Here is a 17896-nt window from a genome sequence, read left to right on the forward strand (position 1 = left end):
GCGATTTGTGGAGACTTGCGCTGATTCACTACAAGTCGGAACTTGCGTACCGGCGAAACACGAGTGTACAGTTGGCGCCACCAAAGCCAAACGCGTTGGAGAGAGCCACGTCCACCGTCATACGGCGGGCAGTGTTCGGGACATAGTCCAGATCGCACTTTGGGTCCGGGGTCTCGTAGTTGATCGTCGGCGGAAGCACGCCATGATGGAGTGCCAAAACGGTATACGCTGCCTCAATCGCACCCGCTGCACCGAGCGTATGGCCAATCATCGATTTTGTCGAACTCACCGCGAGCCGGTAGGCGTGAGCTCCGAACACAGCTTTGATCGCCATCGTTTCACCTTCATCGTTCAGCGGGGTCGACGTCCCGTGAGCGTTGATGTAGCCGACCTCTGTGGGTTCAACACCGGCGTCCATCAGGGCTCGGCGCATACACTCTGCTGCGCCACGCCCCTCCGGGGCTGGCGCGGTCAAGTGATAGGCGTCATCGTTGGCGCCGTATCCAATAATTTCGGCGTAAATGCGCGCACCGCGGGCCCGCGCACTCTCCAAGGTTTCCAAGAAGAGCACGCCTGCACCTTCAGCGAGCACGAACCCATCGCGATCCCGATCGAACGGACGGCTTGCCCGTGAGGGCTCGTCGTTTCTGGTCGACAAGGCGCGCATGGCGGCAAACCCAGCCACAGTCAGCGGAGTCACGGGCGCTTCCGTCCCTCCGGCCAAGGCGGCATCCTGAACGCCAGAGCGGATACGGCGGAAGGCCTCTCCCACGGCGTGTCCGCCAGAGGCGCACGCACTCATGATGGCAAAGTTTTCTCCCCGAAGCCCAAACTTCATCGCCACATGCGCTGGGGCCATGTTCGCGATTAAACGTGGGATGAAGAACGCACTGACCCGTTTCATCCCGCTCTCGTAAAAATCACGCACGCCGTCCTCGACGGTGCCGATGCCCCCAAATCCCACGCCAATCATGACGGCCGTGCGCTCCGGGTCGGCAACGGCAGCGCCCCCGCCCGCGTCGGCCAATGCTTGGGCGGCGGCGACCAAAGCGTACTGCGAGAATAGATCGAGTCGTTTCGCTTCGCGCCGATCGATGACCTCGCCAGGGTCGAAGCCGCGCACCTCCCCGGCAATTCGTACCGGCAAGTTTGTGGCATCGAACCGCTGGATCTTGGCAATCCCAGACTCCCCGGCACAAAGCTTTGCCCAGTTCTCAGCAACACTGCAGCCAAGAGGGGTAACGAGGCCAAGACCAGTAACCACCACACGTCGCGCGCTGCCGCTCATTGCTCGAGGTCGCCTAGAAGAATGGCCGCGCTGATTCAACCAACGCGACGGTGCTCGTCACCTCGCCCCACCGGCCTACCTCCGCTTGTCCTCACCAAGGTGCCACGAAATAAAGCGGGGAGCCCAAATTGGGCTCCCCGCCAAGGGCTGGAGCGCTTTACCAGCCTACACCCAGCCTACTTCCGCTGACGACGGCGAAGCGCCAGAATCGCAAGCGGCGCCAGCAGCCACCACGAGAAGCGGCTCGAGCCATTAGCCACGATGTGGCAGCCGTCCTCATCTTCGACCACTGCCGAAGTCGCAGTCGGGCTCGGCGTGGCAGTGGCACGCGCGGTCGGCGTATTCGTCGGCGGTGCCACCGTGAACGTCGCCGTCGGTGCTGGCCGTTCCGTATTTGTCGGAGTTGCCGTCGGCTGCGGACGGGTGGTGGGTGTCGGCGTCGGAGGTTGCGCGCCACCCACGCAGATGTTGCCATCGCGCCCCGTAAACCCAGAAATCGCTTGCCCACCAGGGCTGCTCCCACGCGCATTGGCCACCTGCAGCGTCCCACTGCCACTCACCGTCACATTGCACGTGTACAACACCGACCCGTCCGGAATCGGATCCACGTTGTCCGTCGCAAACACAATCGCCCGTACCCCAGTGCAACTATCCCCACTGCACCCAGACGGTTGGAACGCAAACGACGTCCCACCCTTGTTAATGTCAGGATTCACACTGCAGTCCGGACGCCCGTTCGGCCGTGCCTTCACCCGCACGCTCGCATCAAACACCAGGTCATTCTGCGTGCCCGCAACCTGCTGACCACCAGCCGCCAACTTCACGCTAATCACCGCATCCCCAGCAGCGTCCAAGTTCAAATCCTCAACATACACCGCTGGACCCGCCGGTGCCGGCCGCGGATCAGGACAAGTCTGCCCCCAAGCTTTACCGGGAGCTAGCCCGTAAAGCCCGAGCGCTCCCAAGGCGACGCCTACTCGAAGAAGCCCGAATCGTCTCCGCATGTTCACTCCTCCCTCCAACTAATGCGCTGCAAAAAGCGCCACTCGTCTACCGCAAAAACACCACGTTCGTCCAGACCCGAACGAACTTTTCCGCACTTCCCAAAATGCCCTCAGCCCGCACTGCACCCGTTGAGCGCGTTATTCACCGCCTTGATGATTTCGTCAATAGTAATCTCTCCGTCCCGATTCTCGTCACCCGCGTTGCAATCAGTCACCGGTCGCGATCCCAGCGCGATGTTTACCATGTTGATCAGCTCGTCGATGGTCACTTCTCCATCAGCGCCGCAGTCACCAACGCAGGCAGCACCAGCAACGTCAACTTGCCCGTCTTCGACCACAATCTGGCTCACCGGATTTGCTGACTGACACGGCGGTTGACCACTCACCGGCACACACGTCTGATCCACTGCGAGGCGATCGCCAATCGACAAGAACGCGGTGTACTGGGGACGGACGCTGTCGCGGGTCTCCGTGTACACGTGCAGAGGTTGAGGCCCGCTTGCACCTGCGCCCACCTGCAGATCGATAGTGAATAACTCTTGCGGGCCAGCCGGCAAAGTAGGGATTTCAACCGGGTTCGGCCCCGGAGTCGGGAGGGGGTCGGGGCCATAAACTACAATGTTGATGAAGGGGTCCGGGGTTTGCCCCTCAGTTGGACACAGACAGTGTGTGCGTCCTCCGGCACAGGTGTAGTTTTCCACCACGACCCGGAAGTTCGAAATTGCCGGGTTACGACGGACCGCGGCCGGCAATCCATTCTCTCCTTCGGAACAATCCGCCAACTGCAAGTTGGGACCGATGCTCAAAGTGAACGCGATGGCTGCGATTTCATCGATGCCGCCGGGGGCGGAATTCGGCGGTCCCTGTTGAAATTCCACCGGCACGGTTACCACAGCCCCAGGGCTGCCATTCGCTCTGCCGATCGTGAGGCGCGCGCAGCTACCTGGATCAGGACAAGGAGCTACGGTCTGCGCCCATCCGTCGCGCCCGACGGCTACAAGGAAGAGAAGCAGCACATTCCCGCACAGCTTGCTTTTCACCAGTTCCACAGCCCTCTGTCTCTTCATCACTTGTCCTCGTGTGGCGTTGGCCTTCCTAACTCGAATTTACCCGCTTTGACAACCGGTGAGCGCACGGTTTACCGCCTGGATGATCTCATCAATGGTGATCTCCTCGTCCTGATTCGGGTCACCGGCAGCGCAGCTCGAAACGGGCGCAGAGCCCAAGGCGATGTTTACCATCGTGATGAGCTCGTCAATCGTAACTTCCCCGTCGCCACCACAATCACCCACGCACCGGGGAAGAGGTGTAGGAGTCGGTGTCGGCCCTCCTCCACCGGTACGATTGAGCAAAATTGTGATGCTCTCGAAGTCTTGACTCGTCACTGCGAGGTCCAACTGCTGATCACGGTCAAAATCCGCGGCCACAATGGCCCCTGGCGCTGGGCTCACATCAAAAGACACAGGCGGCCCAAACGAACCGTCTCCACTGCCCAGCACCACCGCCGCCTTATCATCGAACTCCCCGGCACACGCGACATCGCCGTGGCCGTCTCGATCAAAATCACCCGTCACGCAACCATTCAACTGTACTGCGACAGGAAAGTTGCCGAGCAGGCTGAAGGTGAAGTTTCGACCATTTAAAAAGACGGCGATGTCATCTAGGTCCTGGTTCACCACGGCAATGTCTGCGGCGCCGTCTTCGTTGAAGTCACCCAACACACAACCCACAGGCGTGTCGATGAACTCTCCTTGCATCTCAGCCACAAGGGAAAAGCCGCCTCCACCGTCCCCGGCGAGTACAGCCACCGACCCGACGCTCAGTTCTCCAGAAGTTGTGCTGGCGACAACCAAGTCGAGCCGCCCGTCAACGTTCAAATCCCCCACGCAAATGGCACTGGGCCCAGACCCTACGGGAATCGGAGTGGGTCGGGCACTCAAGCCACCGCGCCCGTCTCCAAGAAACACCGACAACGTATCATCAAGATTGTTCGCCGCGGCGACATCGAGCCGCCCGTCCTTATCCCAATCTCCGAGTGCAATCGCTGTTGGCGCTTCCCCTGTAGAGAAGGCAATCGGGGGGCCAAACACACCGGCCCCTTGGTTCAACATCACCACCACTGCATTTGACGTATCGCTCACGGCGACCAAATCGAGCTCGCCATCGCTGTTCAGATCACCCAACTGCACAGCCCGGAGCCCAGGGTAATCTGTAAGTTCATACGTCGATGGCGGCTCCAGAAACGTGCCATCGCCGAGGCCGAAGAAGACACCCAAAAGCTCACCATCGGCGTCAGCCACAACCAGATCCACCTTTCCATCACGATCCACGTCCCCCGCGACCATCGCTTGCAAGGTCGCGCCCGGGAATGACGGCTCCGTGGGCACCCGTTCAAACGTGAGGGTTGCTTGCCCGAACGTCAGGTCGACGCCGGACAAGAGGAAGCCCACCAGCCACAAGCATCGCACCCATCTTGTGCAGCACCCTGCAACGTCACGAGTCACAAACGCTTACCTTCTCTTCGTTTGCCCTTGGCCTTGCACTCTACTTGAAAGCCGCACTATGCGGGCAACGTTCGCTTAGTGTCAAGACAGCTTTCGAATCGACAAGCTTCTTTTTCAGGACAAAGCCGTTCCTTCAAAAGCGGCATTATTCGAAGATGCGAGTGGTGGTTCACACTCTTGGGGCACAGTGGAGGCAAGCATGATTACCGAGTGGGACGATTTTCCTGTGCATCAAACTTCCGACCCTGTGGCGTTTCCGGCCACCAGCGACCGCAACTTCTACGATCGCTATTTCTTTCATGGCTACGACATCGAGAAGCGCCTCTTCTTTGGCTTTGCTCTCGGCTGCTATCCGAACCGAGCAATCGTCGACAGTGCGTTCAGCGTTGTCCTGAACGGCCAACAACACATCGTCCGAGCTTCGAAGCGAGCCACGGACAATCACCGCGCGCTCGGGGTGGGGCCGTTACACGTGCAGGTTCTCGAACCGCTTCGGGTGCTGCGCATCTTGGTAGAGGAAAACCAGTGGCAGCTCCGAGCTGATCTTCAGTTCGCCGCCAGCGTTGCCCCGATCGAAGAACCTCGTTTCCGGCAGCGCAGCGGGACCCGACTGTGGATGGACTACACACGGATGACCCAACACGGCACCTGGAGCGGATGGATCGAAGTTCGTGGGTTACGGGTGGAGATCCACCCGCAACAAGTGCTCGGGGCGCGAGACCGCTCTTGGGGCGTTCGACCAGTGGGCGAGCCTGACGCTGGTGTTCCCAGTCTTCCAATGCAGTTCTTTTGGCTTTGGGGTCCCTTTCACTTGCCCAATGCGTGGGTTCACTTTGCGGTTAGCGAATACGCAGACGGGCAGCGTTGGCACGAATGCGCGAGCGTGATCCAACGGTTCGACGAGTCTTCAGCCCCACGCCTGCTTCCCGCTCGGGTGCGCTACCAGCTTCGGCTCCGACGCGGTACGCGCCAGATAGATTGGGCCGAAGTGTGGCTAGAACCTGAGGGGAGCGAGGCAATGAAACTCGAAATTCAACCCGTGCTCCATTTCTACATGGCTGGCTTGGGCTACGGCCACCCCGAGTGGGGGCACGGGCGTTATGTTGGCGACGACGTGGTTGGTGGTGAAACCTGGGACCTTGCCGCAATCGACCCAGCCGTGCCCTTTTACTTTCACATCCAATCACTGGCACGCGTGCGGGCTGGAACACAGTATGGCTGTGGCGTCCTCGAGCAACTGATCATTGGACCCCATGCGCCAACTGGCTTGACAGGATTGTTCGACCCGGCGAGTTGAGGCGCCTGGGGAGTTGAAAAAACTCAGAGCGGTCGCCCTGCTTTGCTATGTCCGTGGTTGCCACCGCGGAGTCGTGCCGCACGCACTGTATCCGGTATGGCCCGAAGCCAACCGGATAACAGGGCCAACATCAACACTAAGTCGATGAGGTGCGCCATCGCGACCGACGGGGGAAACGTCAACGCACCATAAAAATCGACCACTGCACGCCCGCACAAGCTCGCCAGGGCTGCCCAGACCGCCACCATGTGCGCCTCTGCGCGCGCCGCACACCCGTAGAAGACAACAGCAAGTGAGAGTTCCGCAACAACAAACGCACCCAGCACGGGGTCAATGGAGGCTGGGCACGCCGAGCTGACCGTGAGCGCAGGCAAGCAACCTCCAAAACACACCCACACGACCCTCAGAACGCCGACGGTTGCCAAACCATAGAGGATTAAGCCCATTATTGCCCTCGATGTCGCTCTTCAATCCCGCACGGTGGAACGGGTCAAACACCCTGCCGTGAATGAACACCCTGCCTCAACGTCTCTTCCGGCTCACTACGACAGCTCTTTTCCCTCACTCTTAGAGTTGCTAAGGGATTCGCCGTGCCGAGCCACACGCCCCAAAGTCAACCAAGGCCAGCTACTCGCTTGTGGGTGCTTGTCGTCGGATTGCTCGGCGTGGCCGCGGCCGCTTCCTGGTACTTGTTCTCTAGAGAGGAACCCAGCGCCGCACCCTCTACCACAGCCACCGAGGAACATCAAAGCCTCGGAGCTGGACGAGCCGAGCAGCGACTTAGGGAGTTGCGCGCCGCACACGAGTCGGGAGGTGTGGGGAGCGGCCGAGCTCCAAACTCCGGGGTGGTGGCCGGTGGTCCTGAAGGAGGCCGCTTCCAGGTACCAGGAAGCTCTGGTTCAGGAACCGGTACGAAACTGAAGCCTAAGTTTGGTGCTTCTGCAGCCACCGGAGACCTAGGTGAGGGCGCGGAAGGCACGGGCATCGAGGAACCTGATCCTGACGACATCCCGGGTCTTAAGCGGATGGCACTCAACGATCCAGATCCGGATCGCCGCTTAGCGGCAGTTACATTGCTCGGAGCGTCGGACGACCCTCAAGCAATTCCGATTTTGGCGGAAGTTCTCAAAGATCAAGATGAAGAGGTGCGCCTCGCCGCGATTCAATCGCTTGCAGATATGACCGGAGACGTGCCGGTCGAAGTCCTAGGGAACGCTGCGTTGAGCGATCCTTCGCCTGACAATCGCTACGAAGCCTTAGAGGCGCTTGCCGACATCGCTGGCCCAGCAGCGCGCCCCTATTTAGAACGCGCGTTGCATGACCCCGACGAAGATGTCGCTTCGCTTGCTGAAAGCCTGCTCGAGCTCAATATCGATGAGGAAGAGGGGGCCAGCCCTCCCCCAGCCGAGAGCCAAATGCGCTGAGCACGCACCAATAAGCGGCAGCGATAGGGCAACATGGTCAGTGCCGCCACTGGGCCTCGGCCGCACGTATGCCGCTGCTAGCAATTGTTTTCGGGCTAATGGCGGGTACGACAGCGACGATCTTCCGATCGACCTCCACAACCACTTCGCCAATCCGCTCTCCCCGAGCAACCGGAGCCGTTACCAGCGACGGCAGTTGAAAGAGCAACTGAACCTGCTCTTCGCTGCCCTTTCGACGCGGGATGCGCACCTCGTCGCCAGCATGTGGAACGATGAAGGGCTCTTCACCACCCTCCACCGCCACTCGAATCTTAAGCGGCTCTCCCGCACGCACCAAGGTTACCGGCTCGTACGCTTCGAATGCTTGTCGCAACGCCTCAACCAAGCTGGTCACCGCAGGGCTCACATCCTCGTCCCCTAGCCGCACAGCTGCCAAGGTCATCCCGTCGCGTTCGCCAACGAGCAAGCCAACTCGCTGCAAAGAGACCCGCTTACCCCGCGGCGCTGAGGAGCGGTGATAAAACGCCCACACACCGACCTCCCGCGGCGGCAAGTGGCCGTTCGCGAGCAGCAGCCGCCCCCCATCAAAAGGGAAGCCCCGCAAAGTTCCCCACTCGCGGACCTCTCGGTGCTCCCTCCACAGCACAGCGACCAGGCGCCCCAATTCCGCAACCGTGGTCATGTTGCCCTCGGCATCCGCAGTCAAGTCCGCGACTTGCGTCATCGCCAAACCCATGCGCTTTGCCCGCTCATTTAGCGCCTCGACGGCATTCGACCGTGATCCCCACATAGCTTCCGCCGCCACGGCCGCTGCCACATCGCTGCCAGTCAGTACAATTGCCTTGAGCAAATCGGAGAGCAGGTAGGTCTTATCCGCGGTCAGTTTCAATCGCTCTCCGGGGCGCCCTCGCAGTTGATTCAGCGTTGCTGGATCAGCACTGACCGGCACATCCAAGGGCAACATCCCCAATTGCGCTTGTTCAAGAGCCGACAGGAGTACGAGCAGTTGATACCCAGTCCCCAAGGCTCGAGCCTCGTCTACCCGCTCCCCGAGCAACAGCGTGCCCGTACGCACGTCCACGACGCCCCAACTCGTTCCAGCGTCTGCGGCGATCGTCCGGTCCGCCCCACAAAGGACTACCACTAAAGCCACCCACACCAACCGCCGACCGTAACACATGGCGCGCCCCAATATCACATTGCAGGCGGCTTGTCAGCGAAGAGTGCGTTTTCCAGCCCGTGCAATTTCCTTCTGTCGGCCTTCCTCCGGGTTGGCGCGAAGCCGCTCCACCTGGCTTTCCAGCAGCGCATCTGCACGGGCAAGGAGCTCCGGGTCCTGTGCATATTTCTCCACCATGTATGCCAGGTCGCCCAAATCGTGCAGGAGCAATTGCACGGCTCGTTCGCGCTCGGCATTCCCGCGGAGTTCTTGAATCAATTCCAGTACGACGTCCTCGATCTCCGAGCTTTCGATCTCCAGCGCGATGGCGAAGGCCTGCCGCAAACTCAAGCCCCTCGCAGCTTCCCGATGTGCTGTGCGGAGATAACTCCGCAAATGATCCAGTCGCTCGGGGCGCAAATGGCGCTCGACAGCGAGTGTCCGATCCTTGCGCCCACGGAGCAACCCCGCCACCAGGGCGAGCGCACCAAAATGGCGCGACTCGTGTTGCGCCATATCGAACCAAAACGACCTAAGTTCTTCAGGCTCGGCGAAAATGCTTTCGAACCTGCAGTACAGCTCCATGGTTTGGCGCTCGAGCTCCATTGCATCACGGATCAGCGCCTCCAGCCTTGGCCGTGAAACAACTCCAGACCGACGTTTCAGGGGCATAGCTTGGCGCCTATCACGCGGCTTTTAAAAGCGCTAGTTGCTCCACGTAGCCCGTGGAAATACCCCGTCACAGCATTCTGTGGTCATGATTCAACGGCTCCCGAACGCCCGCTAACTTGAGCCACTGCGAAGGAGGTGTTTCGCATGGCGTTACGAGATCGACATTGCGAGCCGAGTCAGCGGTCGACTCCACGGGTCTCTCCGTCTGAATTCCCCACTCTGCTGGCTGAGCTTCCGGGCTGGCAGATCGTGGATGACCACCACCTTTATAAGCGCTTCCAGTTTCCCGATTTTGCCTCGGCACTCGCAGCGGTGCAGCGCGTAGGAGCGGTGGCGGAAGCCGAGGGCCATCACCCGGACATCGGGCTACGCTGGGGAGAACTGGAGTTGCGCATTTGGACGCACGTCGTCGGTGGCTTAACGGAAAACGATTTCATCCTCGCAGCAAAATGCGAGGAAGCAATCAACAATCCCTCAAAGCCCTGAGGGTCGCTCGCCGCCTCGGTCACGGACTTCCTTCCGCCGGCGCATTGTCGGAGTGCCCTGTACGGTGTCGCGAACGCCGCCCCCCTTTCGGTGTTGCCGGACGCCGCCCTCCTCGCAAGTTTCGCTTTCCGCTGACCACCCTCAATGCGCAACGCTGATGAGGTGGGAGATCGTAAACACTTCCTCCACATTACCCGGCGCGTAGGGCGAGCGAGCGTTTGGCCCTTGGTTGAAGTACCAGGTATTTGGATCGGGCGAGGCTGGGCCCGGAATCATAATGACAGTGGCGTGATTCATCTGCGTGTCGATCATAGTCGCTGAGGTGAACCCCATCTCGTCTTCGTACACCAAGTCCGAACCTGGCGCCTGCCTACGGAAAGAAAAGTACTCGATCCAAACCTTCCAAAGCTCACCGCGCTTGTCGTAAATGTCCGAGGCCAAAACCACCCACGCCTCTGCATCGATGTAGAGCACCCTCTTGCCGTAAGCATACTGCGGCAGCTTGGTCACTCCTTCGATGACATAGACCTTGCGCTTCTCCCAATTGTCGCAAAACGCGAAGTCCGCCCCACCCTCACACCGTTGTGGCCGGAAATGCTCCCGGTGCAAAACTCCGAGCATCTCTTTAACGCCGAGGAGTTTCCACTCGCTCCAGGCAATGTGTCCACTGTATCCCCAAAACGAATCCTGGTCGGCGTCCTGCCCGAACAATGCATCGCTGCGTTGCGCGGTGGACATCCGCCGCACTCGGCGCACCGCTGGAACGTAGAGCCAGCTATCATCCTGCTTCGATGCATCGATGTACCGGAAGTATAGGCCACCCACGCCCTTCATGTCATAGGGGGCCACAACCGGCGCTAGGAGCTCTTTATACCGAATGCCATCTGGGTTGGGCATTTCCGGTTTCGGATCAACGAACAAGCGACCGTTATAGTACAAACGGCGCATATCCCCGATGGTGAACTCTCGGTCGGGAACCATCGGTGCGGTGTAGGTGAGTGGCCCACTTGGTACCTGAAAGTCGCGCATCAAGACATCGTCGGTAATTAAAGGTTTGTACTGGTAATTCCACATGATCTTGATGGCGGCGTCCGGGTCGTTCACATCGATATTCGGGAACGGCATTCCCGCCACGTAATTCTCGAGGCGATTGCGATCGGGCGAAAGCCGCACCTGCGCAGAGTACTTTTCCGTGGCCTCGCGGTAACGGCGGGGCCATTCCACTCGACGCGGCTCAACAATCTTGAGCTTCATGCCGTGTTCCACGCACCAGCGAATGCCCGGACCGATCAAGTCGCCAGCCTTGGAAAGGTTTTCCTTCGTAATCACCTCGCCCGGCTGCACGTCAGCCATCGCCTGGGTAGCGACCAAGGCAAGCAGGCCCAAGACGGTGAGTTTCATGATCCTCTCCTCTCCACTTAAAACTGCACGGTCAGCTTGATTCCCGTCTCTGTGCGCCCTCGATTCAGGCCCCCGACACCCCACGCCTCGAACACAGGACGCTCGGTAGTGTTAATGAAAAATCTCTGAGACAAGCTCAGGATTGCGTGGTTCGTAATGAAGTAATCCAGAAGCACCATTACTTCCTGGTTGAAGCGATTCACCGGGTCGAGAACATACACGACAAAAGGAACGATCTTGCCGCCCTTGTAAAAGGTGGTGGCCGTGAGCGTCATGAGCAGCTCCCAATCCCGCACCTTATCGATGTAAGCGACCTGGCCCGGACTCCCGCTGGTCGCCACTCCACTGGTGGAAAACTGGCCGCGGAACCCCTTGCTCTGGCCACTGCGTGCACACGGTGGCCGCTCATTCGGGTCGCGGCAGGCGATGTCCGGGTTATCGATTAGGTAGTGCCAGAAAAATTGACCCAGAATTAGAAACGTCGCCTTGCGATTCAGTGGACGAATCCAAGTCGGGCGGTCGAATCCAATCATACCCTTCCACATGTCGCGCTTGCTTACGCCGTACACATCGTTGGCCAAGATGGCGAAGGGCGAAGCCAGGTTGAAACTCTTCGATGCATCGAGAAAGGGCACTCCGAACTCGTAAATGGTCTCTAAGCGGTAAACCGTTTGCGTGTACTGCTCCTCTGCATAATTGGCCGACAGTCCAACAGCGTGCACGTACGGAGCAATGAACTCGATGGGCGCCTCCCCTCTTTGCACCGCAGCCCTAGCCTCCCGCGGGTCTAACACCGCTCGGAAGGAGGCTGCGTTGGTACCATCATCTCCAGGCCAGCGCTGATAGAAATAGTTCAGGGTGAACTGCAGACCCTCGGGAAGAAGTGGCGTCTCCGCACCGGTTACCCCGCTGAACCGCACCCCCACTTGGCTGTTGTCCTGCGGGTTGCGCACGTAATCCCCTTGCTGGAACAAGCGCGTCCCGCGGTAGAGCTTGGTAATCGGACGCTGGTAGAAACGACTCAAGATTTGAAACAGCCCGCGCCCCCCTTCGGGCGGGGAGCGGGGGTCGTCCAGAGGATTTACGATCGGGGCACTCCACGGGCGAGGAAGGAATGCCTTTTTTGCCGGGTACCAGTCGCCCGGGTTCCAGTAGAATTCCACGAAGGCGTTGTTCAGAGAGCCAAGCCGGTCGATGTCCCACAGCCCCTTGATGATCCAGAGAGGGATGCGGAGTTCGTCCCACGTCTCCTGCTGCAGATGCCAGGTGAAATCTAACGGATTCACCCGGTCGAGCATGCGAAAGTTGTCGGTTTCACCCCACACGATTTGCTGGCGCCCCAGGCGAAAGCTCAGGGGAAGGTGTTTCAGCTTCAGATCCAAGTATGCCTCCCGCAGGCGGTTCTCGAATCGGATGCCATCGCGCACCGATCGAGGGATGTCACTGAGGCGCAACCCGATGGGTAGACCATAAATGTCCGTCTGTTCAAAGCCCGGAGTCAGATCGTACACGCTGTCGTAAACGCCGCGATAGAGGAGGAAAAGCTTCGCGCGCTCGATCCCCGGTACCTCCAACAGCCCGGCCAAACGCCCGCGATCTAGGAGGTTGTAGTCCACCCGTAGCTTCACTGTGTTACGCTGTTGAATCAGGCCCCAAGTCTCCACGTCCGGCGAGCGAAACAATTGCTGGGCGCTCACGTTGCCACTGATCTCCAGCGGACCATACCGGGGTAACGCGCTGGCCCCGCTTGCGAGGAACAAAGCCACACTGAAAGCAGCCAACATCCGAGGAATGGACGCCATGGGCCTCCTCCTTCCGGGGCGTAAACTCCTGCAGCAACTGTGCCCTACGGCAGGGACGCTCATCTTATTGCGGGTCTCATGCGCTCTTTACGAACCTAGCCACTCCACCTGCTTCCTGGTTTCAGCTTTGGAAATTCGCCCAGCTTGCATGACGAGCAGTATCTTCGTTAACCGGCGGCCGCTATGGCGGAACAAGTCACAGGCGGTTCTTTGATCGCGCGCATGCTCCGTGCCGAAGGGGTGGATGTGTTTTTCGGTATTGTCGACGGAACGTACACCCAGCTCTTTGCTCACTGTGTCGAGCAAGGAATGAAGATGTACTCTCCGCGGCACGAGGCAGTGGCCGCCCACATGGCCGGGGCGTACGCAAGACTCACGGGCCGCTTAGGTGTGTGCATCGCAAGTAACGGCCCCGGTGTAGCAAACATGCTGCCCGGGGTGGCCGTAGAGAACGGGGAGGGGAACCGCGTCCTCTTGCTCACCAGTTGCCGGCGCACCGGCATCGCATACCCCGACCGAGGCGGGACTTACCAGTGCTTCGACCACGTGGCGGTGATTCGAGGCATGTCCAAGTGGTCGCAAACTGTTGCATCGCCGGCGCGTCTTGCCGAACTTCTCCGGGAGGCGCTACGTCACTGCTTTACAGGGCGCGCAGGAGTGGTGCATCTGGACGTGCCCGAGAACATCATCAACGGCTTTTGTGACGATCAGCCAATTTGGCCTCCTTCTGCATACCGGGCAACTGCCCCACTGCAACCTCAATCCGATCTCCTCGATCAGGCTGCACAATGGCTGATGAAGGCGCGCTTGCCCCTCGTGCACGCTGGTGCCGGGGTGATCTACGCGCAGGCCTGGCGGGAGCTGGAGGAACTTCTCGCACTCCTCCATTCCCCTCTGACGACTTCGTGGAGTGCCCGCGGGGTGATTTCTGAGGACAATGACCTCGTTTGGCCCATGATTCACATTGATGCTTGCACCGAGCTGCGCAACACTGCAGACCTCGTCCTCTGCATCGGCTCAGAAGTCGGAGAAACTGACTGGTGGGGAAAACCTCCTTATTGGGCTCCTCGTAGCCGCCAGCGGTGGATTCAAATTGATCTTGATCCAGCCCGGATCGGCCGAACCCGACCCGTCGATTTGGGGATTGTCGGAGATGCCAAAGAGGCTCTGGCGGGCCTTCTCGCACGGCTGCGGCCGTTGGCCGGGCAGCTCGATCGCGAGCAGCGGGCAGGTATCCTCAAGCAACTCGAGGAAAAGAAACGTGCGGAGCGAGCCCAACTGGACCAGGCACTCGAAAACCGCAGCGCACCGATGGTGACCGCACACGTACCGGTTGCTTGCCAGAAAGTACTTGGGCCGGATGCGATTGTGGTGCTTGACGGGGGCAACACCGCCGTGTGGGGTCACTTTTACACCGTCGCCCACCGGCCAAATAGCTTACTCAGCACTGCTCACTTCGGGCATCTCGGCGCAGGGGTGGGTCAGGCAATCGGAGCGGCGGTCGCGTATCCCGATCGACCGGTGTACTGCATCATCGGAGATGGGGCGATGGGCTACAACGTGCAAGAGATCGAAACCGCGGTACGCTACGGACTTCGTCCGATCTACGTCGTATGCAGCGACCGCCAGTGGGGCATGGTGAAAATTAACCAAATGATCGCCTTGCAAAGCTTTCGTCAACAACTACCCCACGCGCTCGGCCCCGACGGCACGCGTACCATCGAGACCGACTTCGTCGAGACCGACTGGGCCGCGGTCGCCCAAGCCATGGGCGCCTATGGAGAGAGAGTGGCGCATCCAAACGAGCTGGAATCTGCTTTGCAGCGTGCTCGAGAAAGTGGACGCTGCTCGGTGATTCATGTCGACGTCGACCCGGTGGCGCATTTGTTTGCCCCGGGCTTGCAAGCGTTCAAAGACATGCACCAGGAACCCGCGGGAACCTACGACGGGTGAACAGAGGCAAGCTTACATGGAAACAGCGAGCGCCGCGGCACGCCGCGTTCTTGTTACCGGCGCCGCCGGGTACATCGGACGTCAACTGGTGCGCCGGCTCGCGACCGATCCTGCCGTTGAAATCATCGTGGCGAGCGACCTGCGTCCGAGTACGAGCGACGACGGCGGAAAAATGGTCGTTGACGTTCGCGATATCCGTGATCCAGCGCTGGCCGAGGTCATGCTCAGCTACCGGATCGACTCTGTAATCCACTTAGCCTCCGTGGTCACTCCACCGCCGGGAATGCCGCGACAGGAAATCTACTCCATCGATGTCGGTGGCACGCAAAATGTACTCGAGGGTTGTTCGCGCGCGGGCGTTCGCCGGCTCATCGTGAGCAGCAGCGGCGCCGCTTACGGCTACCATGCCGACAATCCTGACTGGATCGACGAGACCGCACCGCTCCGCGGCAACGAATCGTTTGCGTACTCCCACCACAAGCGAATCATCGAAGAACTGCTCGCACGTTACCGCGACCAGCATCCGGAGCTGGTGCAAATCGTCTTCCGGTTTTGCACGATTCTCGGTAGGGAGGTGAACAATCAAATCTCCGCTCTGTTCGAGGGCAAGGTTGTTCTTGGTGTATCGGGGTCGCTGGCCCCATTTGTCTTTATCTGGGATGAGGACGTTGTCGAGGTCCTACGCTTGGCGTTGTGGCGGGAGCAATCAGGCATCTACAACGTCGCCGGCGACGGAGCTTTGACCCTCCCCGAAATCGCGCGTAAGGTTGGTAAGCCCTATGTGCCCCTCCCCCGCTGGCTGCTCATCGGTGCACTCGCCGTTCTCCATCGGCTGGGTCTGTCGCGCTATGGCCCGGAGCAGGTGGACTTCCTCGCCTTCCGACCAGTGCTCTCCAACCGGCGCTTGAAGGAAGAGTTTGGTTACGTTCCACGCTACTCCTCCACCGAGGCGTTCGAACGGTACTGGGCCACACGTCAGTCTCGTGGGACCTGAAATTCTCCGCCCGGCGGTGAACGTCACCTCGCCAGCGACTCGCTGCCGACAAGCGCCAACACGTCAACCAATACCGCACTAATCCGCCGCGCGGTTGGAAGATGAAGGAACTCGTTCGGTCCGTGCGCATTCGAGTTAGGGCCAAGCACACCGGTTACCAAGTACTGAGCCTGCGGGAAGCGTCGCGCCAGCATGGACATAAACGGAATCGTTCCCCCTTCTCCCATGAAACAGGGGGGCGCACCGAAGTAACTCTCCGAGGCTTGCATTAAACAGCGTTGAAGAGGCGGTACCAGCGGCGGCGCGTTCCAGCCGGTGGTCGCCTCCAAGCAATCCAGCGAGACACGCGCTCCGTAGGGAGGATCGGATTCGAGCACGCTTTTCAGTGCCTTCGCAGCTATCTGCCCGTCGACCAAAGGCGGCAACCGCAAGGAGAACTTGAGCTGGGTTGACGGACGGAGCACGTTTCCCGCCGCTCCCGGCGGCGGTAGGCCAGCCGCACCGGTAATCTCCAGTTGCGGGCGCCACGTGCGGTTCAGCAACAACTCCGCCGTGTCATCGCTCACGGGTCGCACACCCGACAAGAAAGGAATGCCTGCGACAAAAGAGGCTCCCAACACCGCGGCCATGTGTTCGATCTCGCGCCGCCGATCCTCCGGAATGGGCGCACACAACGCCGCCAAAGTAATCTGCCCAGTCTCTTCATCCTCGAAGCGCGAGAGAAGTTGCCGAACAATCCGAAATGACGACGGCACGACGCCACTTCCCGCCCCTGAATGAATGCCTTCGCGCAAAACGGCAACCGTCAGCAAGCCGTTCACCAACCCCCGCAAAGACACAGTCACCCAAAGCCGCTCGTAATCACCGCATCCAGAATCCAACGCGACCACAAGCTCGGGTGTGCCAATCCGCTCTCTCAGGGCCTCCACGTACGCCGGCAAATCACCGCTGCCGCTTTCCTCCGACGCCTCGATCAAAGCCACACAACGAGGGTGCGAAAGCTTTTGGTCCGCTAAGCAAGCCATTGCCGCAACGATGGCAAAGACGGCGTAGCCGTCATCGGCGCCCCCACGGCCATACAAGCGCTCGCCGCGGATCACGGGGTTGTAAGGACCCAGTCCGCTTTCCCATCCTTCAAAGGGCGGCTGCTTATCGAGATGGCCGTAGAGAAGCACCGTCCGATCGACGCCGCCTGGCCACTCAAGCACCAGAAGCGGGGTACGCCCCGGAAGCCGGACAATCTCGCACGAAAGACCAGGTATGGACTGCGCCTGCACCCACTTCGCTGCCAGCCCGACAGCCTCGTCCAGCAACCCATTGCTTTGCCAATTCGGATCGAAGCCCGGAGATTGATTCGGGACACGAATGTACTCGCAAAGCGTGGGCACCGCAGCATCCGCCCAAAATTGCTCCATCCACTTGACGATTCTCTCCCGATCCAAAGCAGGCATCGATACATCTACCTCACTTGCAGTAGCCGCTGGGCAACCACGCCGAACAGCGCGGGATTCCTTCCGCCCATCATTGGTGGACTGCTGTATTGCATCGCCATTCTCCTTCGCCTCAACCCTCGTGCCGCGTACTCGTCACTCCGACAAGCGACCGCCGGCCGCACGTTAGCTGACGAACCGTCGAGCTCGCTAGCGCAAACGGCCTGCAAAAGGCGCTGCTCAGCTCACGACCGCAAGATGTGGGAGCCGATCCTGCCCAGCCCCTAAATCAGCGGCGGCTCGGCTTGGCCACCCGTGGCCGTACGGACAAAAGGCAACTCCCGCCCCCTGCAGCCAAAAAGCGCCCAACGGACAGAGTCATGCGCCGATGGCGACCGAAGGCAGACCGAGCATTCTGCGCCCGAGCCCTCGAGCAGTCACGATGCCTACACCACAGCTGGGCCGTGAACATGCCTTCTCTC

General features: G+C 60.1%; 15 protein-coding genes. 5 read left to right on the plus strand and 10 right to left on the minus strand.

Features of this window, described 5'->3' with window-relative positions; genetic code table 11:
- Window positions 1–28: 28 nt before the first annotated feature.
- The 4 genes from fabF to N3C12_13705 all read right to left on the minus strand — a co-directional run bounded on the left by fabF (window position 29) and on the right by N3C12_13705 (window position 4796).
- Entirely contained in the window at window positions 29–1288 is a 1260-nt protein-coding gene (gene fabF, locus N3C12_13690) for a beta-ketoacyl-ACP synthase II (GenBank protein MCX8073480.1), read from the minus strand.
- A 176-nt stretch (window positions 1289–1464) separates the two neighbouring features.
- The gene (locus N3C12_13695; GenBank protein ID MCX8073481.1) at window positions 1465–2292 is read right to left on the minus strand and encodes a hypothetical protein; all 828 of its coding nucleotides are present in this window, start codon (window positions 2290–2292) and stop codon (window positions 1465–1467) included.
- A 110-nt stretch (window positions 2293–2402) separates the two neighbouring features.
- Window positions 2403–3359, minus strand: a complete 957-nt coding sequence (locus tag N3C12_13700; protein ID MCX8073482.1) for a hypothetical protein — start codon at window positions 3357–3359, stop codon at window positions 2403–2405.
- Between the two features lie 39 nt (window positions 3360–3398).
- Complete coding sequence (locus tag N3C12_13705) at window positions 3399–4796, minus strand: VCBS repeat-containing protein (protein MCX8073483.1); 1398 nt, start codon at window positions 4794–4796, stop codon at window positions 3399–3401.
- A 199-nt stretch (window positions 4797–4995) separates the two neighbouring features.
- Between N3C12_13705 and N3C12_13710 the strand changes: the two genes are divergently transcribed.
- A complete protein-coding gene (locus N3C12_13710; protein MCX8073484.1) occupies window positions 4996–6093 on the plus strand; it encodes a hypothetical protein in 1098 nt (365 codons plus the stop codon).
- Window positions 6094–6116: 23 nt separating this feature from the next.
- Here N3C12_13710 and N3C12_13715 read toward each other — a convergent pair whose 3' ends face one another.
- The gene (locus tag N3C12_13715; GenBank protein MCX8073485.1) at window positions 6117–6539 is read right to left on the minus strand and encodes a hypothetical protein; all 423 of its coding nucleotides are present in this window, start codon (window positions 6537–6539) and stop codon (window positions 6117–6119) included.
- A 144-nt stretch (window positions 6540–6683) separates the two neighbouring features.
- On the opposite strand from N3C12_13715, the gene N3C12_13720 reads away from it, so the two are divergent.
- Complete coding sequence (locus tag N3C12_13720) at window positions 6684–7517, plus strand: HEAT repeat domain-containing protein (GenBank protein ID MCX8073486.1); 834 nt, start codon at window positions 6684–6686, stop codon at window positions 7515–7517.
- A 37-nt stretch (window positions 7518–7554) separates the two neighbouring features.
- Here N3C12_13720 and N3C12_13725 read toward each other — a convergent pair whose 3' ends face one another.
- Both N3C12_13725 and N3C12_13730 read right to left on the minus strand, forming a co-directional pair.
- Window positions 7555–8697, minus strand: coding sequence for a serine hydrolase (locus N3C12_13725; protein ID MCX8073487.1), 1143 nt, complete (start codon window positions 8695–8697; stop codon window positions 7555–7557).
- Window positions 8698–8730: 33 nt separating this feature from the next.
- A complete protein-coding gene (locus N3C12_13730) occupies window positions 8731–9348 on the minus strand; it encodes a hypothetical protein (protein ID MCX8073488.1) in 618 nt (205 codons plus the stop codon).
- Between the two features lie 144 nt (window positions 9349–9492).
- Here N3C12_13730 and N3C12_13735 point away from each other — a divergent pair, with 144 nt between their 5' ends.
- Window positions 9493–9834 carry a 4a-hydroxytetrahydrobiopterin dehydratase gene (locus N3C12_13735; protein MCX8073489.1) on the plus strand — a complete coding sequence of 114 codons (342 nt, stop codon included), beginning with the start codon at window positions 9493–9495 and terminating at the stop codon, window positions 9832–9834.
- Between the two features lie 141 nt (window positions 9835–9975).
- Here N3C12_13735 and N3C12_13740 read toward each other — a convergent pair whose 3' ends face one another.
- Both N3C12_13740 and N3C12_13745 read right to left on the minus strand, forming a co-directional pair.
- Window positions 9976–11235 carry a DUF1329 domain-containing protein gene (locus tag N3C12_13740; protein MCX8073490.1) on the minus strand — a complete coding sequence of 420 codons (1260 nt, stop codon included), beginning with the start codon at window positions 11233–11235 and terminating at the stop codon, window positions 9976–9978.
- Window positions 11236–11252: 17 nt separating this feature from the next.
- Window positions 11253–13037, minus strand: coding sequence for a hypothetical protein (locus N3C12_13745; protein MCX8073491.1), 1785 nt, complete (start codon window positions 13035–13037; stop codon window positions 11253–11255).
- Between the two features lie 183 nt (window positions 13038–13220).
- Here N3C12_13745 and N3C12_13750 point away from each other — a divergent pair, with 183 nt between their 5' ends.
- A complete protein-coding gene (locus N3C12_13750; protein ID MCX8073492.1) occupies window positions 13221–14990 on the plus strand; it encodes a thiamine pyrophosphate-binding protein in 1770 nt (589 codons plus the stop codon).
- Between the two features lie 16 nt (window positions 14991–15006).
- Complete coding sequence (locus N3C12_13755) at window positions 15007–15984, plus strand: SDR family oxidoreductase (GenBank protein ID MCX8073493.1); 978 nt, start codon at window positions 15007–15009, stop codon at window positions 15982–15984.
- A 23-nt stretch (window positions 15985–16007) separates the two neighbouring features.
- On the opposite strand, the gene N3C12_13760 is transcribed toward N3C12_13755, so the two are convergent.
- The gene (locus N3C12_13760) at window positions 16008–17426 is read right to left on the minus strand and encodes a M20/M25/M40 family metallo-hydrolase (GenBank protein ID MCX8073494.1); all 1419 of its coding nucleotides are present in this window, start codon (window positions 17424–17426) and stop codon (window positions 16008–16010) included.
- Window positions 17427–17896 lie beyond the last annotated feature (470 nt).

It is taken from the genome of Candidatus Binatia bacterium, from assembly GCA_026415395.1.
Taxonomy (GTDB): domain Bacteria; phylum Desulfobacterota; class Binatia; order HRBIN30; family HRBIN30; genus HRBIN30.